We start from the raw sequence: 17,227 nt of genomic DNA on the forward strand, positions 1-17,227 counted from the left end.
ATGACGAAACCTGCCCTGCACACCCAGTTCGAGGGGATCGCCGCCCTGCGCGCGGCCCTCGCCCAACGCGAAGTCAGTGCCGTCGACCTGGCGCAAAGCGCCTTGTCGGCCGCCGAAGCGGCCAGCGGCCTGAACAGCTTTTTACATATTGACGCCGAATTGACGCTGGCCCAGGCGCGCACAGCCGACGCCGCGCTGGCGGCCGGCACCGCCGGTCCGCTGGCGGGCATCCCGATCGCCCACAAGGACGCCTTCGTCACGCGCGGCTGGCGCACCACCGCGGGCAGCAAGATGCTCGAGGGTTACACCAGCCCGTTCGACGCCACCGTCGTGGAGCGCCTGCAAGCGGCCGGCGCGGTTTCGCTGGGCAAGCTGAACTGCGACGAATTCGCCATGGGCTCCGGCAACGAGAACTCCGCCTACGGCGCCGTGAAGAACCCGTGGGATCACGCTGCCGTGCCTGGCGGCTCGTCGGGCGGTTCGGCCGCCGCCGTGGCCGCCCGCCTGGTCGCTGCCGCCACCGGCACCGACACCGGCGGCTCGGTTCGCCAGCCGGCCGCCCTGTGCGGCGTGAGCGGCATCAAGCCCACCTATGGCACTGTGTCTCGCTATGGCATGGTGGCCTTCGGCTCCAGCCTGGACCAGGCCGGCCCGCTGGCCCCCAGCAGCCGCGACCTGCTCGAACTGCTGGACGTCATCAGCGGCTTTGACCCGCGCGACGCCACCAGCCTTGAAAAGTGCGACGGCGCCGTCAACGAGCCCGGCCGCGTGCGCCGCGACTTCGACGCCGCGCAAGGGCGCTTCGACGCCGCCGGCAGCCAGCCCCTGAAGGGCCTGCGCATCGGCGTGCCCGAGGAATATTTTGGCGCCGGCCTGGCGTCCGACGTGGCCGCCGCCGTGCAGGCCGCGCTTGAGCAGTTCGAGGCGCTGGGCGCCGTGCGCGTGCCGGTCTCGCTGCCGCGCACCGAGCTGGCCATTCCGGCGTACTACGTGATCGCCCCCGCCGAAGCGTCCAGCAACCTGGCGCGCTACGACGGCGTGCGCTACGGCCACCGCGCCAAGCAGTACGGCGACCTGAACGAGATGATCAGCCGCTCGCGCGCCGAAGGTTTCGGCGACGAGGTCAAGCGCCGCATCCTGATCGGCACCTACGTGCTGTCCCACGGCTATTACGACGCCTACTACCTGCAGGCGCAGCGCCTGCGCCGCCTGATCGCGCAGGACTTCCAGCGCGCCTTTGCGGACCAGTGCGACGTCATCATGGGACCGGTCACGCCCACGGTCGCCAAGAACATCGGCGACAACCGCGACGACCCGACCGCCGACTGGCTGGCCGACGTCTACACGCTGGGCGTCAGCCTGGCGGGCCTGCCCGCCATGTCGATCCCCTGCGGTTTCGGAGGCGAAAAACAAAATCGCCCCATCGGCCTGCAGATCATCGGCAACTACTTCGACGAAGGCCGCCTGCTGGCCATCGCCGACCGCTACCAACACGTGACGGACTGGCATCAGCGTGCCCCTGTCCAGCAAGGCTGAGAACATGAACTGGGAAATCGTCATCGGCCTGGAAACGCACACGCAGCTTTCCACGGACTCCAAGATCTTTTCGGGCAGCAGCACGCAATTCGGCGCCGCGCCCAACACGCAGGCCAATGAAGTCGACCTGGCCCTGCCGGGCAGCCTGCCGGTCATGAACCGCGGCGCGGCCGAACGCGCCATCCGCTTCGGTCTGGCCGTGGGCGCCAAGATCGCGCCGCGCTCGGTCTTTGCGCGCAAGAACTACTTCTACCCTGACCTGCCCAAGGGCTACCAGATCAGCCAGTACGAGCTGCCCGTGGTGGTGGGCGGTTCGCTGTCGTTCTTCGTGGGCGAAGAAGAAAAGACCGTCAACCTGACGCGCGCCCACCTCGAGGAAGACGCCGGCAAGTCCCTGCACGACGACTTCAGCCTGGCCAATGGCAGCCCCGCCAGCGGCATCGACCTGAACCGCGCCGGCACCCCGCTGCTGGAAATCGTGACCGAACCCGAAATGCGCTCGGCCGCCGAAGCCGTGGCCTATGCGCGCGCGCTGCACAGCCTGGTCGTGTGGCTGGGCATCTGCGATGGAAACATGCAGGAAGGCTCGTTCCGCTGCGACGCCAACGTGTCGGTGCGCCCGGTGGGCCAGAAGGAATTCGGCACCCGCACCGAGATCAAGAACGTCAACTCGTTCCGCTTCCTGGAACGCGCCATCATTTATGAAGCGCGCCGCCAGATCGAGCTGATCGAGGACGGCGGCACCGTGGTCCAGGAAACGCGTCTGTACGACGCCGACCGCGACGAAACGCGCAGCATGCGCAGCAAGGAAGACGCGCACGACTACCGCTACTTCCCCGATCCCGACCTGCCCACGCTGGTGATCTCCAGCGACTGGGTGGACGAGGTCCGCGCCGCCATGCCCGAACTGCCGGCCGCCCAGCGCGCCCGCTTTGAATCGGAATACGGCCTGCCCGCCTACGACGCGGCCCAACTGACCGTCAGCCGCGACCTGGCCGCCTACTTTGAAGCCGTGGCGCACGCGCTGCCGGCCGGTCAGGCCAAGCTTGCGTCCAACTGGGTCATGGGCGAAGTCGCCGCGGTGCTCAACAAGGAAGAAAAGACCATCGCCGAATCGCCCGTCGCCGCGCCCGCGCTGGCGGCCCTGATCGGCCGCATCATCGACGGCACGATCTCCAACAAGATCGCCCGCGAGGTCTTTGGCGCCATGTGGGCCGGCGAGAACGGCGGCGACGCCGACGCCATCATCGAGTCCCGCGGCCTGAAGCAGATCAGCGACACGGGCGCCATCGGCGCGATGATCGACGAGGTGCTGGCCGCCAACCCGGCCATCGTCGAGGAGTACCGCGCCGGCAAGCAAAAGGCGTTCAACTCCCTGGTCGGCCAGATCATGAAGGCCGCCCGCGGCAAGGCCAACCCGCAGCAGGTGAATGACTTGCTGAAGCAGAAGTTGGATAGTTGATCGCTTATTGCGAAATCAGACTAATCCGAAGCCGCGGCAGATTGCCGCGGCTTTTTCTTTGGCGAAGAATGGAGCGGTCAATGTCTGATGGGAAGACAACATGTCTCCGTACTTTGAAGTGCCCCTGGAACAACTGCCCCAGCGTGTGGATTCGCTCATTGAAGCCGCACACCAAGGAGCCCGCATCGTCGTCCTGCGTGACGGACAGCCCTACGCCCAGATCCGCCCCGTCAATCCCATGATGAGCGAAAACGCGCATTGGGCAGTGGAGTCGATAAAGACATTTCCCGCCGTCCAGCACGACAGCTATGAGAGCTGGTGGGCGGCGGTAAAGCCGGTGCACGAATGAAACTTGTCCTTGACGCCTCGGTTGCGCTCAACTGGCTGAGCCTGCCCAGCCAGCCTTTTCGAGAGGCAGCCTTTCGCATCCTGGAGGGGCTGGACGACTACGTCACGTATGTGCCAACGATCTGGCATCTGGAGGTCGCCCATGGCGCGATGCGCGCGGAGCGCTCTGGCATGGCCAGCGCGAGCATGCTGACCAAATTCTCGGAGATCCTGAGCCGCGTGCCCTTCTCTGAAGAACAACGCCCCACGCAGCTTTGGCTGACCGCCAGCGTGTCCCTCGCCCGGAAACACAGCCTGACCGTCTACGACGCGTCCTATCTGGAACTGGCATTGGCAACCGGCGCCACGCTTGCGACCTTCGATCAGAAACTATGTGCCGCGGCGCAAACCTGCGGGGTTTCCGTACTTGGACCGCCCTCACACCTGGCGGAACCGCTCGCGCAGTATGGCTCCTCTTACCAGTATGGCTCCCCTTACTTCACCCCGTACTTCGTCCGATACGCCAGTACGGCATCCCGGTTCTCGGCAAACGCCGCATCGTCTTGCAGCAAGGCCAGGATGTCAGTCAGCGAGGCAATCGCGACCACGGGGATGCCATAGGTCTTGGCCACGTCCTGCACGGCCGAATGCGGCGACAAGGCGTCGTCCGGGCCGGCGCGCTCCATGCGGTCCATCGCGATCAGCACGGCGGCCGGCTCTGCGCCCGCGGCGCGGATGATTTCCACCGATTCGCGCACCGACGTGCCGGCAGTGATGACGTCGTCGATGATGACGACCTTGCCCTTGAGCGGCGCGCCGACCAGGGTGCCGCCTTCGCCATGGTCCTTGGCTTCCTTGCGGTTGTAGGCAAACGGCACGTCGCTGCGGCCCTGCATGTCAGGATGGCCGGCCAACGCCACGGCGGTGGCGGTGGACAGCGGGATGCCCTTGTACGCGGGGCCAAACAGCATGTCGAACTCGACGCCGGAATCCAGCAGGGCCTGCGCGTAGAACTGCGCCAGCTTGCCGACCGAGCGGCCATTGTTGAACAGGCCCGCGTTAAAGAAATAGGGGCTGATACGGCCCGACTTGACCTTGAAGCTGCCAAAGCGCAGAACGCCCTCGTTCAAGGCGAAGCGGACGAAATCCAGGGCGGTGACGGAGGACTGGGCGGCGGGCATGCAAGGGGTTCCGGTAGGTGGCAGACCCCGCATTTTATCCGCTGTCGGGGACTTTCCCGGACGGCGCCGCCGAGTCGGTTAAATTCCTGGCATTGTCCGCCCCCCCCTGCGGCCGCATTACAGGAGTTTCGCTTTGCTGCGCATCACGTCGATCAACCTCAATGGCATCCGGTCCGCCTTCAAGAAGGGCCTGCAACCGTGGATGGAAAAGCACGCCGCCGACGTGCTGTGCCTGCAGGAAATCAAGGTCTCCCACGAGGACCTGACCGACGACCTGCGCCATCCGCCCGGCTACACCGGCCACTTTCATCACGCCGTGAAAAAGGGCTACAGCGGCGTGGGCATCTACCTGAGAGATGCCGCCGAGCGCGTGAATAACGGCTTTGATTGTGAAGAGTTCGACAACGAAGGCCGTATCATCCGCGCCGACTGGAAGGATCTGTCGATCATCAGCGCTTACCTGCCTTCCGGCTCCAGCGGCGACGAACGCCAGCAGGCGAAGTACCGCTTCCTGGACCGGTTTGGGCCGTGGATCGATGCCCTGATGCACGAGCACAAGACGACCGGCCGCGAATTCGTCATCTGCGGCGACTGGAACATCGCGCACAAGGAAATCGACCTGAAGAACTGGAAGGGCAACATGAAGAATTCCGGCTTCCTGCCCGAAGAGCGCGCGTGGCTCACGGACGTTTTCGACAAGCGCGGCTTTGTGGACGTGTTTCGCACCATTGATGACCGTCCGGACCAATACACCTGGTGGAGCAACCGCGGCCAGGCCTGGGCCAAGAACGTCGGGTGGCGCATCGACTACCAGATCGCCACGCCGGGCATCGCCGCCAAGGCACGTAGCGTGGCCATCTACAAGGACGAGCGCTTCTCGGATCACGCGCCGTTGACGATCGATTACGACACCACCTTGCGCGCGTGATTTTTCTCAAATTTTAATTGGGGACTGATCACGTTTGGGGCACGGGCCGCTGCGCATGCAGGCGGCCTGACAATGACCTCGCGGCCAGCGGGCACGGGCAGCCGCCCCTATGACGAGGCGGGCATTTAAAACGGGGACGTATTAATTTCCCCTGATATTTCAAGCATCACGCGCAAACGCGCACCTTTGGATTCCGCATCCCGAGACGCCCACCCGGAAATACGTCCCCGATTTTTGCTTTGAAAAATCCGTTTGTTATCAACGTGATGGCGCGGTTTTTCGCTTTGCGCAGGGCAACATTTTGCCCCTACAATCGCCGCACCATACCGGTGCAGTCTTGCACCAAACCAAACTGATCGCGCCCCAATCTGGCGCAATTTCCGCACCTATTCGAAGCACCCCCGAGGAGATCATGGTGAAAGTGCAGAGTCTGGACGACTTTCTGCGTGGCGTCGCCGCGCGCGACCCGCAGCAACCCGAGTACATGCAAGCCGTCCAGGAGGTGATGCTCAGCTTGTGGCCTTTCGTCGAGAAGCATCCTCACTACGCTGAACACGCCCTGCTCGAACGCCTGGTCGAACCCGAGCGCGTCATCCAGTTCCGCGTCTGCTGGACCGATGACCAGGGCCGCGCCCAGGTCAACCGCGCCTTCCGCATCCAGCACAGCTCGGCGATCGGCCCGTTCAAGGGCGGCATGCGCTTTCACCCGTCCGTGAACCTGTCGATCCTGAAGTTCCTCGCCTTCGAACAGACCCTGAAGAACTCGCTGACCACGCTGCCCATGGGCGGCGGCAAGGGCGGCTCGGACTTCGATCCCAAGGGCAAGTCCGATGCCGAAGTCATGCGCTTTTGCCAGGCGCTGATGATCGAGCTGTACCGCCACCTGGGCCCGGACACCGACGTGCCGGCCGGCGACATCGGCGTAGGCGCGCGCGAAGTTGGCTTCATGGCAGGCATGATGAAAAAGCTGTCCAACTCGACGGCCAGCGTGTTCACCGGCAAGGGCCTGACCTTTGGCGGCAGCCTGATCCGTCCCGAAGCCACCGGCTACGGCACCGTGTACTTCGCCGAAGAAATGCTCAAGCGCGTGGGCAAGTCCTTTGATGGCATGCGCGTTTCCGTGTCGGGCTCGGGCAACGTGGCGCAATACGCCATCGAGAAGGCGATGGCCCTGGGCGCCCGCGTCATCACCGTGTCGGATTCGAACGGCACCGTCGTCGACGAGGCCGGCTTCAACCACGAGAAGCTCGTGGCGCTGATGCACATCAAGAACGATCTGCGCGGCCGCCTGGACACCTACGCCCGCCAATTCGGCCTGCAATACGAGGCCGGCAAGCGCCCGTGGCATGTGCCCGTCGACGTCGCCCTGCCCTGCGCCACGCAGAACGAGCTGGAGCTGTCGGATGCGCAGACGCTGATCAAGAACGGCGTGCTGGCCGTCGCCGAAGGCGCGAACATGCCCGCCACGCTTGAAGCCGCGAAGGCCTTCGTTGCCGCCCGTGTGCTGTACGCGCCGGGCAAGGCCAGCAACGCCGGCGGCGTGGCCGTGTCGGGCCTGGAAATGGCACAGAACTCGGCCCGCCTGTCGTGGACCCGCGAGGAAGTGGATGCCCGCCTGCACGCCATCATGCGCGACATCCACGAAAACTGCGTGCGTCACGGCCACTCCGAGCGCGAGTACGTGAACTACCTGGACGGCGCCAACATCGCCGGCTTCGTGAAGGTCGCGGACGCCATGCGCCAGCAAGGCTTGTATTGATCGCTGCCCGCTTACCCTCGCCCGCAGCGGCGCAGGTAAGCGGACCAAGCAAAAGGCCGACTCATTGCGAGTCGGCCTTGTTATTGGCGGCGGCGGCAAGGCCGCAGCCGCTTGGCAAGCCTGCCGCGTCCCGGGGACGCGGGCCTGCCAGGATCAGTGCTTCATGCCGCCATGACCGTGGCTCATGCCGGGGTTGTGCGAGGCCGGCATGACCTTGAACTGCACCGCCACTTCGCCCGCCTTTTCGAACTTGAGCGTGGCGGGCACGGTGGCGCCGTCCTTGAACGGCGCCTTCAGCTTGATGAACATGACGTGGTAGCCGCCCGGGCTGAGCTTGACCTCGGTGTCGGCGGGCAGCGCGATGCCGCCTTCGACCTGACGCATCTTGGACACGCCGTTCTCGGTCTGCACGGTGTGCAGCTCCACGCGCTCGGCGGCGTCCGATGTCACGGAAAGCAGGCGGTCCGGTGCCTTGGCGTCGTTGTCGATATCCATGTAGCCCGCACCGTTGGCCTGGCCCGGCGCGGAAGCGCGCACCCAGAGATCGTCGATTTCGACCTGGCCAACCTTGTAGTCCTTGGCCCACGCCGAACCGGCGGTGCACAGGCCAATCGCGGCAATGGCGGCAAACTTGCGGATGTTCATGCGTGTCCTCCTGAGACGTTAACGGCGCCTGACCAGGCTGCGGGCGGCTGACAGCACCGCGTCGGTCAAGGCTGCCATGGCCTCGGAGTTTACCCGCCAATGCTGCCAGTAGAGCGGCACGTCCTCCCACGCCCGGCCGCGTAGCAGGACGAGTTGACCGGCATCAAGGTGTTCCTGCACCAGCGGCAGCGGGTTCATGGTCCAACCCAACCCGCCCAGCGTCGCCTGTACGAATGCGCGCGTGGACGGCACCCACCAGACCGGCGGCTCCCACGGCGCGGGATCGGCGATCTTGTGCGCAAAGCGCGCCTGCAGGGCGTCTTTGCGGTTGAACACCAGCACGGGCGCCCGGGCCAGCGTCTGCGCATTGACCCCCGACGCGAAGTAGCGCTTGTGGAAGTCGGGCGTGCAGGTAGCCACGTAGCGCATGCTGCCCAGCGCATGGATGCGGCAACCCTGCACGGGATCGGCCAGCGTGGTCACGGCGCCCAGCACGGAACCGTTGCGCAGCAGGGCAGCCGTGTGGTCCTGGTCTTCGGACAGCATGTCGAGCGTGGCGCGGGTGCGCGCGGCGAACTGCAGGGCGGCGTCGACGAACCAGGTTTCCAGGCTGTCGTGATTGACGGCGATCGGGATGCTGGCGTGGGGGATGTCGTCATCGGCAACGCCCAGCCGGTTCAGCGCGTCGTGCTCGAGCAAGGCGGTCTGCTCGGCCAATTGGACCAGCACCTGGCCGTCGGCCGTGGCGGCGGCCGGCACGGTGCGCTGGACCAGCAGCCGGCCCATGCGGTCTTCCAGGGCCTTGATCCGTTGCGACACCGCCGACGGCGTGACGCTGAGCGACAGCGCCGCGCGCTCGAAACTGCCTTCGCGCACCACCGCGGCCAGTGCGCGCAGGTTGCCGTGATCGATTCTCATAACATTAGCTATGCTTAATATAGTGAAGGAAAATTAGCTGTATTTCATACACATGGCAAGGGAAAATCACACCATGCCGCCCGCTCCACGCGCCCGGCAACCCATCGAAGCGCCGCCACAGGCGTTGCAGTCACCGGTTTCACAGGTATCCCTTCCATGTTTGCCACGTTGTCATCCCCCGCCTTCCTCACCGCCTGGGCCAGCGGCACGGCCACGGGCCTCGGCCTGTTCGCTGTCGTGGGCGCGCAAAGCGCGTTCATCCTGCGCCAGGGCCTCATGCGCGCGCACCTGCTCAGCGTGGTCGCCATCTGCGCGCTGATCGACCTGGTGTTCATCTTCGCGAGCGTGTCCGGCCTGCAGGCGCTGACCGCGTGGTTCCCCTGGCTGACGACGGCCGTGCTGTGGTTCGGCGTGGCCTTTTTGACCTGGTACGCGGCGCAGTCCGCGCGCCGCGCCTGGACGGCCACGGGCGGCCTGGCCGCCGCCCGCGACGTGGTGCCGTCGCGCCGCGCCGCCATGCTGGGCGCGCTGGGCTTTTCGCTGCTCAATCCGCATTTCTGGCTGGACATGGTGGTGGTGGGCTCGCTGGCGCACGGCTTCGAAGACGCCCGCATGGCCTTCGCGGCCGGCGCCTTCACGGCCAGCCTGCTGTGGCTCGCCGTGCTGGGCATCGGGTCGCGCCTCTTCGCCCCGTTCTTTGCCAGCGCGACGGCCTGGCGGGTCCTGGACGGCGTCATCGCCGCAGTCATGGCCGGGTTGGCGGTCAGCCTGGCGGTCAAGGGCGTCTGAGGCTCGCAGGCCCGCACTTTTATAATCGTTGCCTCACCACTTTCCGTCGGGCGCAGGGCCGGCCCGCCACCGCTCCATGCGCGGACCTTCCCCTTCCAAAGACGTGCGCCTGCCGCCGCTTGCCGCCATCCAGGCGTTCGAAGCCGCGGCCCGGCTGGGTTCTTTCGAGCGCGCCAGCGAAGAGCTCTTTGTCACCGCCAGCGCCATCGGCAAGCGCATTGCCTCGCTTGAAACGCTGCTGGACGTCACCCTGTTCATCCGCAGCAGCCGCGGCGCAACCTTGAGCGCGGCGGGACGCGAGTATCTGGAACAGGTGCGCACGGCGCTCGACCTGCTGTCGGACGCCTCGCTGCACAAGCGCAACGAACCCAAGCTGGAAACGCTGCGTGTGGTGTCCACACCCACGTTCGCGCGGCAGGTGCTCATCCCCGCCCTGCCCGGCTTCACCGCGGCACATCCCGATGTCGAACTGGAAATCATGCTGTCCATTCCCTACCTGGACATCATGCCGCCCAACGCCGATGTGTGGATCCGCTTCGGCAGCGGCAAGTATCCCGGCCTGCATGCACACCCCCTGACGCACGATCCCGTGTTCGCGGTGTGCTCGCCCGGCTATCAGGCGGCGCGCGGCCCGTTCCAGCGCCCGGCGGACCTGGCCCGCGCCGACCTGCTGCGTTGCCCGATGGAGCCTTGGCGTCCGTGGCTGGCGGCAGCGGGCCTGGACTGGCCCGAACCGTCGCGCGGCGTGTGGCTGGTGGACCTGGGCATGGTGCTCGCCGCCGCACGCGCGGGCCAGGGCGTGGCGCTGACGCGCCGGTCGCTGGCCGCCGAGTGGCTGGACGAAGGCAAGCTGGTCCGCCTGCTTGACGTGGAAATCCCCGGCGAGTCGCAGTACTACCTGTGCACCGAAACCACACGCGCACCTGGCGGCGCAGTCCAGGCGTTTTCCCTATGGCTGACCGAGGTCTGCCAGCGCGCAGCCCAATGGCCATGCGGGCCCGAGGCCAGTCAGGAATAAATTTCCACTCGATGGCGGAATGATTTTCCGCACGACGCCGCACCCTGATCGCTAGGATGCGGCCAGCACGTCTGCGCGCGCCCGGCGCATCGATAAGGCTACCGGCCCGCCATCAGGCTAACGATGTTCAGCAGTCTGAAAGGAACCTTGCAGCGGCACTAGGTATTTACGCGGAAAAGCGCCGCCGGGTCAGATTCGCGTAAGCGATTAAGCAGACAGTCACGACACGCAATAAAGGAGCGCGCCAACAAAACAACCCACGCCGACTGGCGCCGGCACACGGCTTTCCACGCAGTTCACCCAATTACAACGGAGACATCCATGGATTTTCGTTTGAAGCTGCTTGCAGGAACCCTTGCATTTGCCGTATCGGCCGCGTCCTACGCCGCCGACCCCATCAAGATCGGCGTGGCCGGCCCCTACACCGGCGGCTCGTCCTCCATGGGCGTCAGCATGCGCGACGGCGTGCGCCTGGCCATCGAAGAGATCAACAAGAACGGCGGCGTGCTGGGCCGCCAGCTCGTCGCCGTCGAACGCGATGACGAAGCCAAGAACGAGCGCGGCGTGCAGATCGCGCAGGAGCTGATCAACAAGGAACAGGTGACCGCCACCGTCGGCTACATCAATACGGGCGTGGCGCTGGCCTCCCAGCGCTTCTACCAGGACGCCAAGATTCCGGTGTTCAACAACGTGGCCACCGGCAGCGTGATCACCCATCAGTTCAAGGCGCCGGAATACCCGGACAACTACGTGTTCCGCAACGCGGCGCACGACAGCATCCAGGCCCCGATGATCGTCGAAGAAGCGATCACGCGCCGCGGCTTCAAGAAAGTGGCGATCCTGGCCGACTCCACCAACTACGGTCAGCTTGGCCGCGAGGATCTGGAGAAAGCGCTGGACGCCAAGGGCATCAAGCCCGTGGCCGTCGAAAAGTTCAACATCAAGGACGTCGACATGACGGCCCAGCTGCTCAAGGCCAAGGCCGCGGGCGCCGAAGCCGTGCTGACCTACGGCATCGGGCCCGAGCTGGCGCAGATCGCCAACGGCATGACCAAGCTGGGCTGGAAGGTGCCGATCATCGGCAGCTGGACGCTGTCCATGGCCAACTACATCGACAACTCCGGCGCCAACGGCGAAGGCGCGCGCATGCCGCAGACCTTCATCCAGGACCCGGACACGCCCAAGCGCAAGGCGTTCATCGACGCCTACCTGGCCAAGTTCAAGCCCAAGAACAACCGCATCGACTCGCCGGTGTCGGCCGCGCAGGGCTATGACTCGATCTTCCTGCTGGCAGCCGCCATCAAGCAGGCGAACTCCACGGACGGCCCCAAGGTGCGCGAAGCGCTTGAGAACCTGCAGACCCCGGTCGAGGGCGTGGTGATGACCTACAACAAGCCCTTCTCGCACGACAACCACGACGCGATCACCGCCAAGGAAGTGGTCATCGGCGAGGTCAAGGGCGGCCGGGTCGTCAAGGCCAACTAATCCCGACAAGCAGGAAGGCGGCGGCTGCCCGGCCGCCGCCGCCCGCGCCCCAAGCTCAGGGCGCGGGGCATGCAGCCGCCTGAAAACAGCGTTCTGCCCAAGGGGGTTGGGACGGAACACAGCGCCTCAAGACACACACCATGATTCTTCTACAGCTAATCTATAGCGGTATCGCGCTAGGCATGATCTACGCGGTCATTGCCTTTGGCTACCAGCTCACCTTCGCCACGTCCGGCACCTTGAACTTCGGCCAGGGCGAAGCCCTGATGCTGGGTGCGCTCGTCGGTCTGACGCTTGTCGGACTGGGCGTGAACTACTGGGTCATGATTCCCATCGTCTGCATCTTCGGCTTCGCACAAGGCGCGCTGGTCGAGCGCGTGGGCGTGCGGCCCGCCATCAAGACGCGATCCGAATTCGGCTGGATCATGGCCACCATTGCGCTGGGCATCATCTTCAAGAACGTGGCCGAGAACATCTGGGGCCGCGACGACCTGCGCTTTCCCTCGCCGCTGCCCGAGGCGCCCATCCAGGTGCTGGGCGCGAACGTCTTGCCGATGGAGTTGCTGGTGGTGTTCGGCGCGCTGGGCATGATGATCCTGGTGGAAATCTTCAACCGCAAGTCGATCTACGGCAAGGCCTTCGTCGCCACATCCAACGACCGCGACGCGGCCGGCCTGATGGGCATCAACACGGGCATGGTCATCACGTTCTCGTACGCGCTGTCGTCGCTGACCGCGGCGTTCGCAGGCGTGCTGGTCGCGCCGCTGACGCTGACCGGCGCCACGATGGGCGCGGTGCTCGGCCTGAAGGCGTTTGCCGTCGCGATCATTGGCGGCCTGTCCAGCGGGATGGGCGTCGTGGTGGGCGGGCTGATCCTGGGGATCGCCGAGACGACCACCGGTTTCTATCTATCAACGGGATACAAAGACGTGCCGGGATTGGTATTGCTGTTGCTCGTTCTGACCTTCAAGCCCGCCGGCCTGTTCGGCAAGACCGCGATCAAGAAGGTGTAAGCGATGAAACCCCTGCACCTTCTCCTATCCGTCGTGGCCGTGGCCTGCCTGGCCGCCGTGCCGCTGGGCGTGACCAACACGTATTACCTGCACCTGATTGAAACCATCATGATCTATTCGATCCTGCTGTTCGGGCTCGATATCGTGGTGGGATACACCGGCCAGGTGTCGCTGGGCCACGCAGGCCTGTTCGGCATCGGCTCGTATGTGGCCGGCGTGCTGGTCTTTCACCTGCAGATTCCGATCTGGCTGACGTTGCCCGCCGCCATCCTCATCGCCGCCGCTTTCGGCGCGGTGCTGGCCCTGCCGGCGCTGCGCGTCACGGGCCCCTATCTGGCGATGGTGACGCTGGCTTTCGGCACGATCATCCAGATCCTGATCAACGAAATGACCTTCCTGACCGAAGGCCCGCTCGGCATCAAGATCTCCAAGCCGTCCATCGCGGGGCACGTGCTGACCAAGGCCGAGTATTTCTGGCTGGTCGCCGCGCTACTGGTGATCTCGCTGATCGTGGTGCACCGGATCCTGAAGTCGCACCTGGGCCGCTCGTTCGAAGCCCTGCGTGACAGCCCGATCGCATCCGACTGCATGGGCGTGTCGGTGTACCGCCACAAGGTGATCGCCTTCGTCATCAGTGCCGGTTTCGCCGGCCTGGCGGGTGCGCTGTATTCGTATTCGGAACAGTACATCTCGCCGAACACGTACAACTTCGAACTCACGATCCTGTTCCTGCTGGCCATCATCATGGGCGGGCGCAAGAGCCGCACCGGCGCCTTGCTGGGCGCGTCGATCATCGTGCTGCTGCCCAAGATGCTGGACGACATCGGCACGTTCCGCCTGATCGCGCTGGCGGTGGCGATCCTGGTGACGGTAGGCAGCGCCGTGGCCATCTCGAAAGGCCGCACCGAACCGCGCAAGGTGGCGGTGCCGGTGATCGGGACGATCGTGCTGGCCATCTTCTCGTACTGGCTGGAGGCCGTGACCGACTGGCGACTGACCATCTTCGGCGCCATGATCCTGTTCGTCGTGTATTACCTGCCCGACGGCATCGTGGGCTTCGTGCGCAACCTGTTCTTCTCCTCGCGCCGCGCGGCGCTGGCGGTGAAGAAGGACCTGGTGAAGGAAAAGGACGCCGTGCCCGACGCGGTGGCCGGCAAGGGCGAAACCCTGCTGGCGGCCAAGAACGTGCTGATGCAGTTTGGCGGCCTGAAGGCGCTGAACGAAGTGGACCTGACCGTCAAACGCGGCACGATCCACGGGCTGATCGGACCGAACGGCTCCGGCAAGAGCACGATGATGAACGTGCTGACCGGCATCTACGTGCCCACGGCCGGTGCAGTGGAGTTTTCCGGCAAGTCGCTTGTCGGCCTGCCCCCGGCTCACATCGCAGAAGCCGGCATCGCCCGCACATTCCAGAACGTGCAGCTCTTTGGCGAGATGACCGCGCTGGAAAACGTGCTGGTGGGCCTGCACCACACCTTCACGACGGGCCTGGCGGCCATCGCGCTGCGCACGACCAAGTGGAAGACCGAAGAACAGGGCGCACGGGCGCGGGCCATGGCGCTGCTGGAGTTCGTGGGGCTGGAGTCGCTGGCCAACGAAGAGGCGCGCAATCTGCCGTACGGCAAGCAGCGCCTGCTTGAGATCGCACGCGCGCTGGCGCTGGATCCGCAACTGCTGCTGCTGGACGAACCGGCGGCCGGCCTGACAGCGCCCGACATCGTGGAACTGCTGGCCATCATCCGCAAGGTGCGCGACCACGGCATCACGCTGATCCTCATCGAACACCACATGGACGTGGTGATGGGCGTGTGCGACACCGTGTCGGTGCTGGACTTCGGCCAGAAGATCGCCGAAGGGCTGCCGAATGAAGTGCAAAGCAACGCCAAGGTGATCGAGGCGTATCTGGGCGGCGCGCCCGCCTGACTCCAAGGGGACAACAAGATGCTATCGATCAAGAATCTGGAAGCAGGCTACGGGAAGGTGAAGGTGCTGCACGGCATCAGCATGGAGGTGCCCAAGGCAAAGGTGGTCACGCTGATCGGCTCGAATGGGGCCGGCAAGACGACGACGATGCGGGCATTGTCGGGGATGATCCGGCCGACGGCGGGCGAGATCACGCTGGGCAGCAAGCGCATCGACGGGCTGGAGTCGCATCGCATCGCGCGGCTGGGGCTGGCGCATTCGCCGGAGGGCCGCCGGGTGTTTCCGACGCTGTCGGTGACGGACAACCTGCTGCTGGGCGCCTTTCCTCGCCTGACGGGCAGCCGGCCGAAGGGTGACGTACAGGCGGATCTGGGGCGGGCGATGGATCTCTTCCCTCGGCTGAAGGAACGGCGCGATCAGCTGGCAGGCACGTTATCGGGCGGCGAGCAGCAGATGCTGGCGATGGCGCGTGCGGTGATGCTGAATCCCGAACTGGTGCTGCTGGACGAGCCGTCGATGGGACTGGCGCCGATCCTGGTGGAGGAAGTGTTCCGGATCATTGCGCGGCTCAAGGAAGAAGGCGTGACGATGCTGCTGGTGGAGCAGTTCGCGGCGGCGGCGTTGAATGTCGCGGATTATGGGTATGTGCTGGAGAATGGGCGGATTTCTGTGCATGGGAGTGCGGATAAGCTGAAGCATGATCCGGCTGTGGTGGCGGCTTATTTGGGTGGGTCGCATTAGGTTTTATGGGAGTGTTTGTTGTTTAGGCTGGCGTTGTGGGGGGTTCTTTAGACGCCCGCCGCAGCGGGGGCGGGAGTGTCCGGATTTTTGTGTGCAGGCCTATGATGGTTTTCAAGGAGACCGACCATGGCACGCACCCCGAAGTCTGCGAAGCAGTCCAGCAAGCCGGCGCTGCCGGCCAGTGCTGAGCAGTTACTCGATGAGCTTGTAACCGGACCGATGACGGCTGAGGCGGTCCAGGACACGTTCATGCTGCTGAAGAAGGCGTTGATCGAACGGGCGCTGGGCGCCGAGCTGGGTCAGCACCTGGGATATCCGGCAGGACAGGCCCGTCCCGAGGCGTCCAGCAACCAGCGCAACGGCAAGAGCCGCAAGACGGTATTGACCGATGACGGGCCCCTGAAGCTCGATATCCCGCGTGATCGGGACGGCAGCTTCGCCCCGATCCTGATCCCCAAGCACGCCCGGCGTTTTACGGGGTTCGATGACAAGATCATCGCGATGTACGCCCGTGGCATGAGCGTGCGCGAGATCCGGGCATTTCTGGACGAGCAATACGGCACTGATGTGTCGCCGGAATTCATCAGCTCGGTGACTGATGAAGTCATGGAAGAGGTGCAGGCCTGGCAGAACCGGCCGCTGGATCCGATGCTGCCGGTGGTGTTCTTCGACGCACTACGGGTCAAGATCCGGGATGAAGGCCTGGTTCAGAACAAGGCGGTATATCTGGCGCTGGGCGTGCTGCCGGATGGCTCACGCGAGATTCTAGGTTTGTGGATCGAGACCACTGAAGGCGCCAAGTTCTGGATGCGGGTGTTCAACGACCTTAAAACGCGAGGCGTGCAGGACATCCTGATCGCGGTCACCGACGGTTTAAAAGGGATGCCGCAGGCGCTAGAGGTCGTGTTCCCGGCCACGACGCTGCAGACCTGCATCGTGCACCTGATCCGCAACAGTCTGAGCTACGCGGGCTGGAAGGAGCGGCGCACCATCGCCGCGGCACTGCGCCCGATCTACGCCGCCGTGAACGCTCAGGCCGCGCAAGAGGCGCTCGATGAGTTCGCTGCGAGCCCATGGGGACTGAAATACCCCATGATCGTTAAGGCCTGGAAGGACGCGTGGGAGCAGGTCATCCCATTCTTCGTGTTCCCGCCCGCGATCCGCCGCGTGATCTACACGACCAATGCGATAGAGAGCGTAAACGCGCAGCTTCGCAAGATCATCAAAACGCGCGGCCACTTCCCCACCGACGATGCAGCTATTAAGCTGCTCTGGCTGGCGCTCAGAAACATCGCCGTCAAATGGGGATCGGCCACACACCATTGGACCGAGGCCATGCAGCAGTTCGCCGTCCTCTATGAGGAACGATTTACCCGGCCCCGTATCGACTCACAGCCGGCTGGCTAGCTAATGATGCAACGTCAGAGCAAATGCCTAGAACACAAAAATTCTGACACTCCCGCGGGGGCCGAGGCGCGCGGGGCTACGATTGCGGTCCG

15 protein-coding genes and 1 pseudogene are annotated in these 17,227 nt (G+C 64.8%); 13 read left to right on the plus strand and 3 right to left on the minus strand.

What is annotated here, in order from left to right:
• From gatA to V6V88_RS26120, 4 genes and pseudogenes are all read left to right on the plus strand, one after another.
• Positions 1–1,536 (plus strand): Asp-tRNA(Asn)/Glu-tRNA(Gln) amidotransferase subunit GatA, encoded by a 1,536-nt coding sequence (gene gatA / locus V6V88_RS26105; RefSeq protein ID WP_338616993.1) that lies wholly within the window; start codon positions 1–3, stop codon positions 1,534–1,536.
• Between the two features lie 4 nt (positions 1,537–1,540).
• Positions 1,541–2,998 carry an Asp-tRNA(Asn)/Glu-tRNA(Gln) amidotransferase subunit GatB gene (gatB, locus tag V6V88_RS26110; protein WP_062839047.1) on the plus strand — a complete coding sequence of 486 codons (1,458 nt, stop codon included), beginning with the start codon at positions 1,541–1,543 and terminating at the stop codon, positions 2,996–2,998.
• Positions 2,999–3,098: 100 nt separating this feature from the next.
• On the plus strand, positions 3,099–3,347 hold the full coding sequence (locus tag V6V88_RS26115) for a hypothetical protein (RefSeq protein ID WP_062838926.1): 249 nt from the start codon (positions 3,099–3,101) through the stop codon (positions 3,345–3,347).
• Positions 3,344–3,670, plus strand: a pseudogene (locus tag V6V88_RS26120) (type II toxin-antitoxin system VapC family toxin); the annotation flags it as partial. The gene V6V88_RS26115 and the pseudogene V6V88_RS26120, both read left to right, overlap by 4 nt.
• A gap of 149 nt (positions 3,671–3,819) precedes the next feature.
• Here the strand turns inward: V6V88_RS26120 and pyrE are convergent.
• A complete protein-coding gene (gene pyrE, locus V6V88_RS26125; protein WP_056319532.1) occupies positions 3,820–4,506 on the minus strand; it encodes an orotate phosphoribosyltransferase in 687 nt (228 codons plus the stop codon).
• Positions 4,507–4,639: 133 nt separating this feature from the next.
• Here pyrE and V6V88_RS26130 point away from each other — a divergent pair, with 133 nt between their 5' ends.
• Together V6V88_RS26130 and gdhA are read left to right on the plus strand one after the other, a co-directional pair.
• A complete protein-coding gene (locus tag V6V88_RS26130; protein ID WP_062838925.1) occupies positions 4,640–5,434 on the plus strand; it encodes an exodeoxyribonuclease III in 795 nt (264 codons plus the stop codon).
• Positions 5,435–5,846: 412 nt separating this feature from the next.
• Entirely contained in the window at positions 5,847–7,193 is a 1,347-nt protein-coding gene (gene gdhA / locus V6V88_RS26135; protein WP_056319526.1) for an NADP-specific glutamate dehydrogenase, read from the plus strand.
• Between the two features lie 153 nt (positions 7,194–7,346).
• Here the strand turns inward: gdhA and V6V88_RS26140 are convergent, their stop codons facing one another.
• Positions 7,347–7,838 (minus strand): copper chaperone PCu(A)C, encoded by a 492-nt coding sequence (locus tag V6V88_RS26140; RefSeq protein WP_062838924.1) that lies wholly within the window; start codon positions 7,836–7,838, stop codon positions 7,347–7,349.
• A gap of 18 nt (positions 7,839–7,856) precedes the next feature.
• On the minus strand, positions 7,857–8,756 hold the full coding sequence (locus V6V88_RS26145) for a LysR family transcriptional regulator ArgP (protein ID WP_338616996.1): 900 nt from the start codon (positions 8,754–8,756) through the stop codon (positions 7,857–7,859).
• 156 nt (positions 8,757–8,912) lie between these two features.
• On the opposite strand from V6V88_RS26145, the gene V6V88_RS26150 reads away from it, so the two are divergent.
• The 7 genes from V6V88_RS26150 to V6V88_RS26180 all read left to right on the plus strand — a co-directional run bounded on the left by V6V88_RS26150 (position 8,913) and on the right by V6V88_RS26180 (position 17,135).
• On the plus strand, positions 8,913–9,545 hold the full coding sequence (locus V6V88_RS26150; protein ID WP_056319516.1) for a LysE family transporter: 633 nt from the start codon (positions 8,913–8,915) through the stop codon (positions 9,543–9,545).
• A gap of 76 nt (positions 9,546–9,621) precedes the next feature.
• Positions 9,622–10,563, plus strand: a complete 942-nt coding sequence (locus V6V88_RS26155; RefSeq protein WP_338616999.1) for a LysR substrate-binding domain-containing protein — start codon at positions 9,622–9,624, stop codon at positions 10,561–10,563.
• A gap of 321 nt (positions 10,564–10,884) precedes the next feature.
• A complete protein-coding gene (locus tag V6V88_RS26160; protein WP_056319508.1) occupies positions 10,885–12,048 on the plus strand; it encodes an ABC transporter substrate-binding protein in 1,164 nt (387 codons plus the stop codon).
• Positions 12,049–12,188: 140 nt separating this feature from the next.
• Complete coding sequence (locus V6V88_RS26165) at positions 12,189–13,061, plus strand: branched-chain amino acid ABC transporter permease (RefSeq protein ID WP_006216335.1); 873 nt, start codon at positions 12,189–12,191, stop codon at positions 13,059–13,061.
• Between the two features lie 3 nt (positions 13,062–13,064).
• Positions 13,065–14,987 carry a branched-chain amino acid ABC transporter ATP-binding protein/permease gene (locus V6V88_RS26170; RefSeq protein WP_338617000.1) on the plus strand — a complete coding sequence of 641 codons (1,923 nt, stop codon included), beginning with the start codon at positions 13,065–13,067 and terminating at the stop codon, positions 14,985–14,987.
• 18 nt (positions 14,988–15,005) lie between these two features.
• Positions 15,006–15,728 (plus strand): ABC transporter ATP-binding protein, encoded by a 723-nt coding sequence (locus V6V88_RS26175; RefSeq protein ID WP_056319502.1) that lies wholly within the window; start codon positions 15,006–15,008, stop codon positions 15,726–15,728.
• Positions 15,729–15,854: 126 nt separating this feature from the next.
• Positions 15,855–17,135 carry an IS256 family transposase gene (locus tag V6V88_RS26180; protein WP_179690854.1) on the plus strand — a complete coding sequence of 427 codons (1,281 nt, stop codon included), beginning with the start codon at positions 15,855–15,857 and terminating at the stop codon, positions 17,133–17,135.
• The last annotated feature ends 92 nt before the right edge of the window (positions 17,136–17,227 follow it).

The sequence above is a fragment of the Achromobacter sp. E1 genome (assembly GCF_037039475.1).
In the GTDB taxonomy this organism is placed as follows: Bacteria; Pseudomonadota; Gammaproteobacteria; order Burkholderiales; family Burkholderiaceae_B; genus Achromobacter; species Achromobacter mucicolens.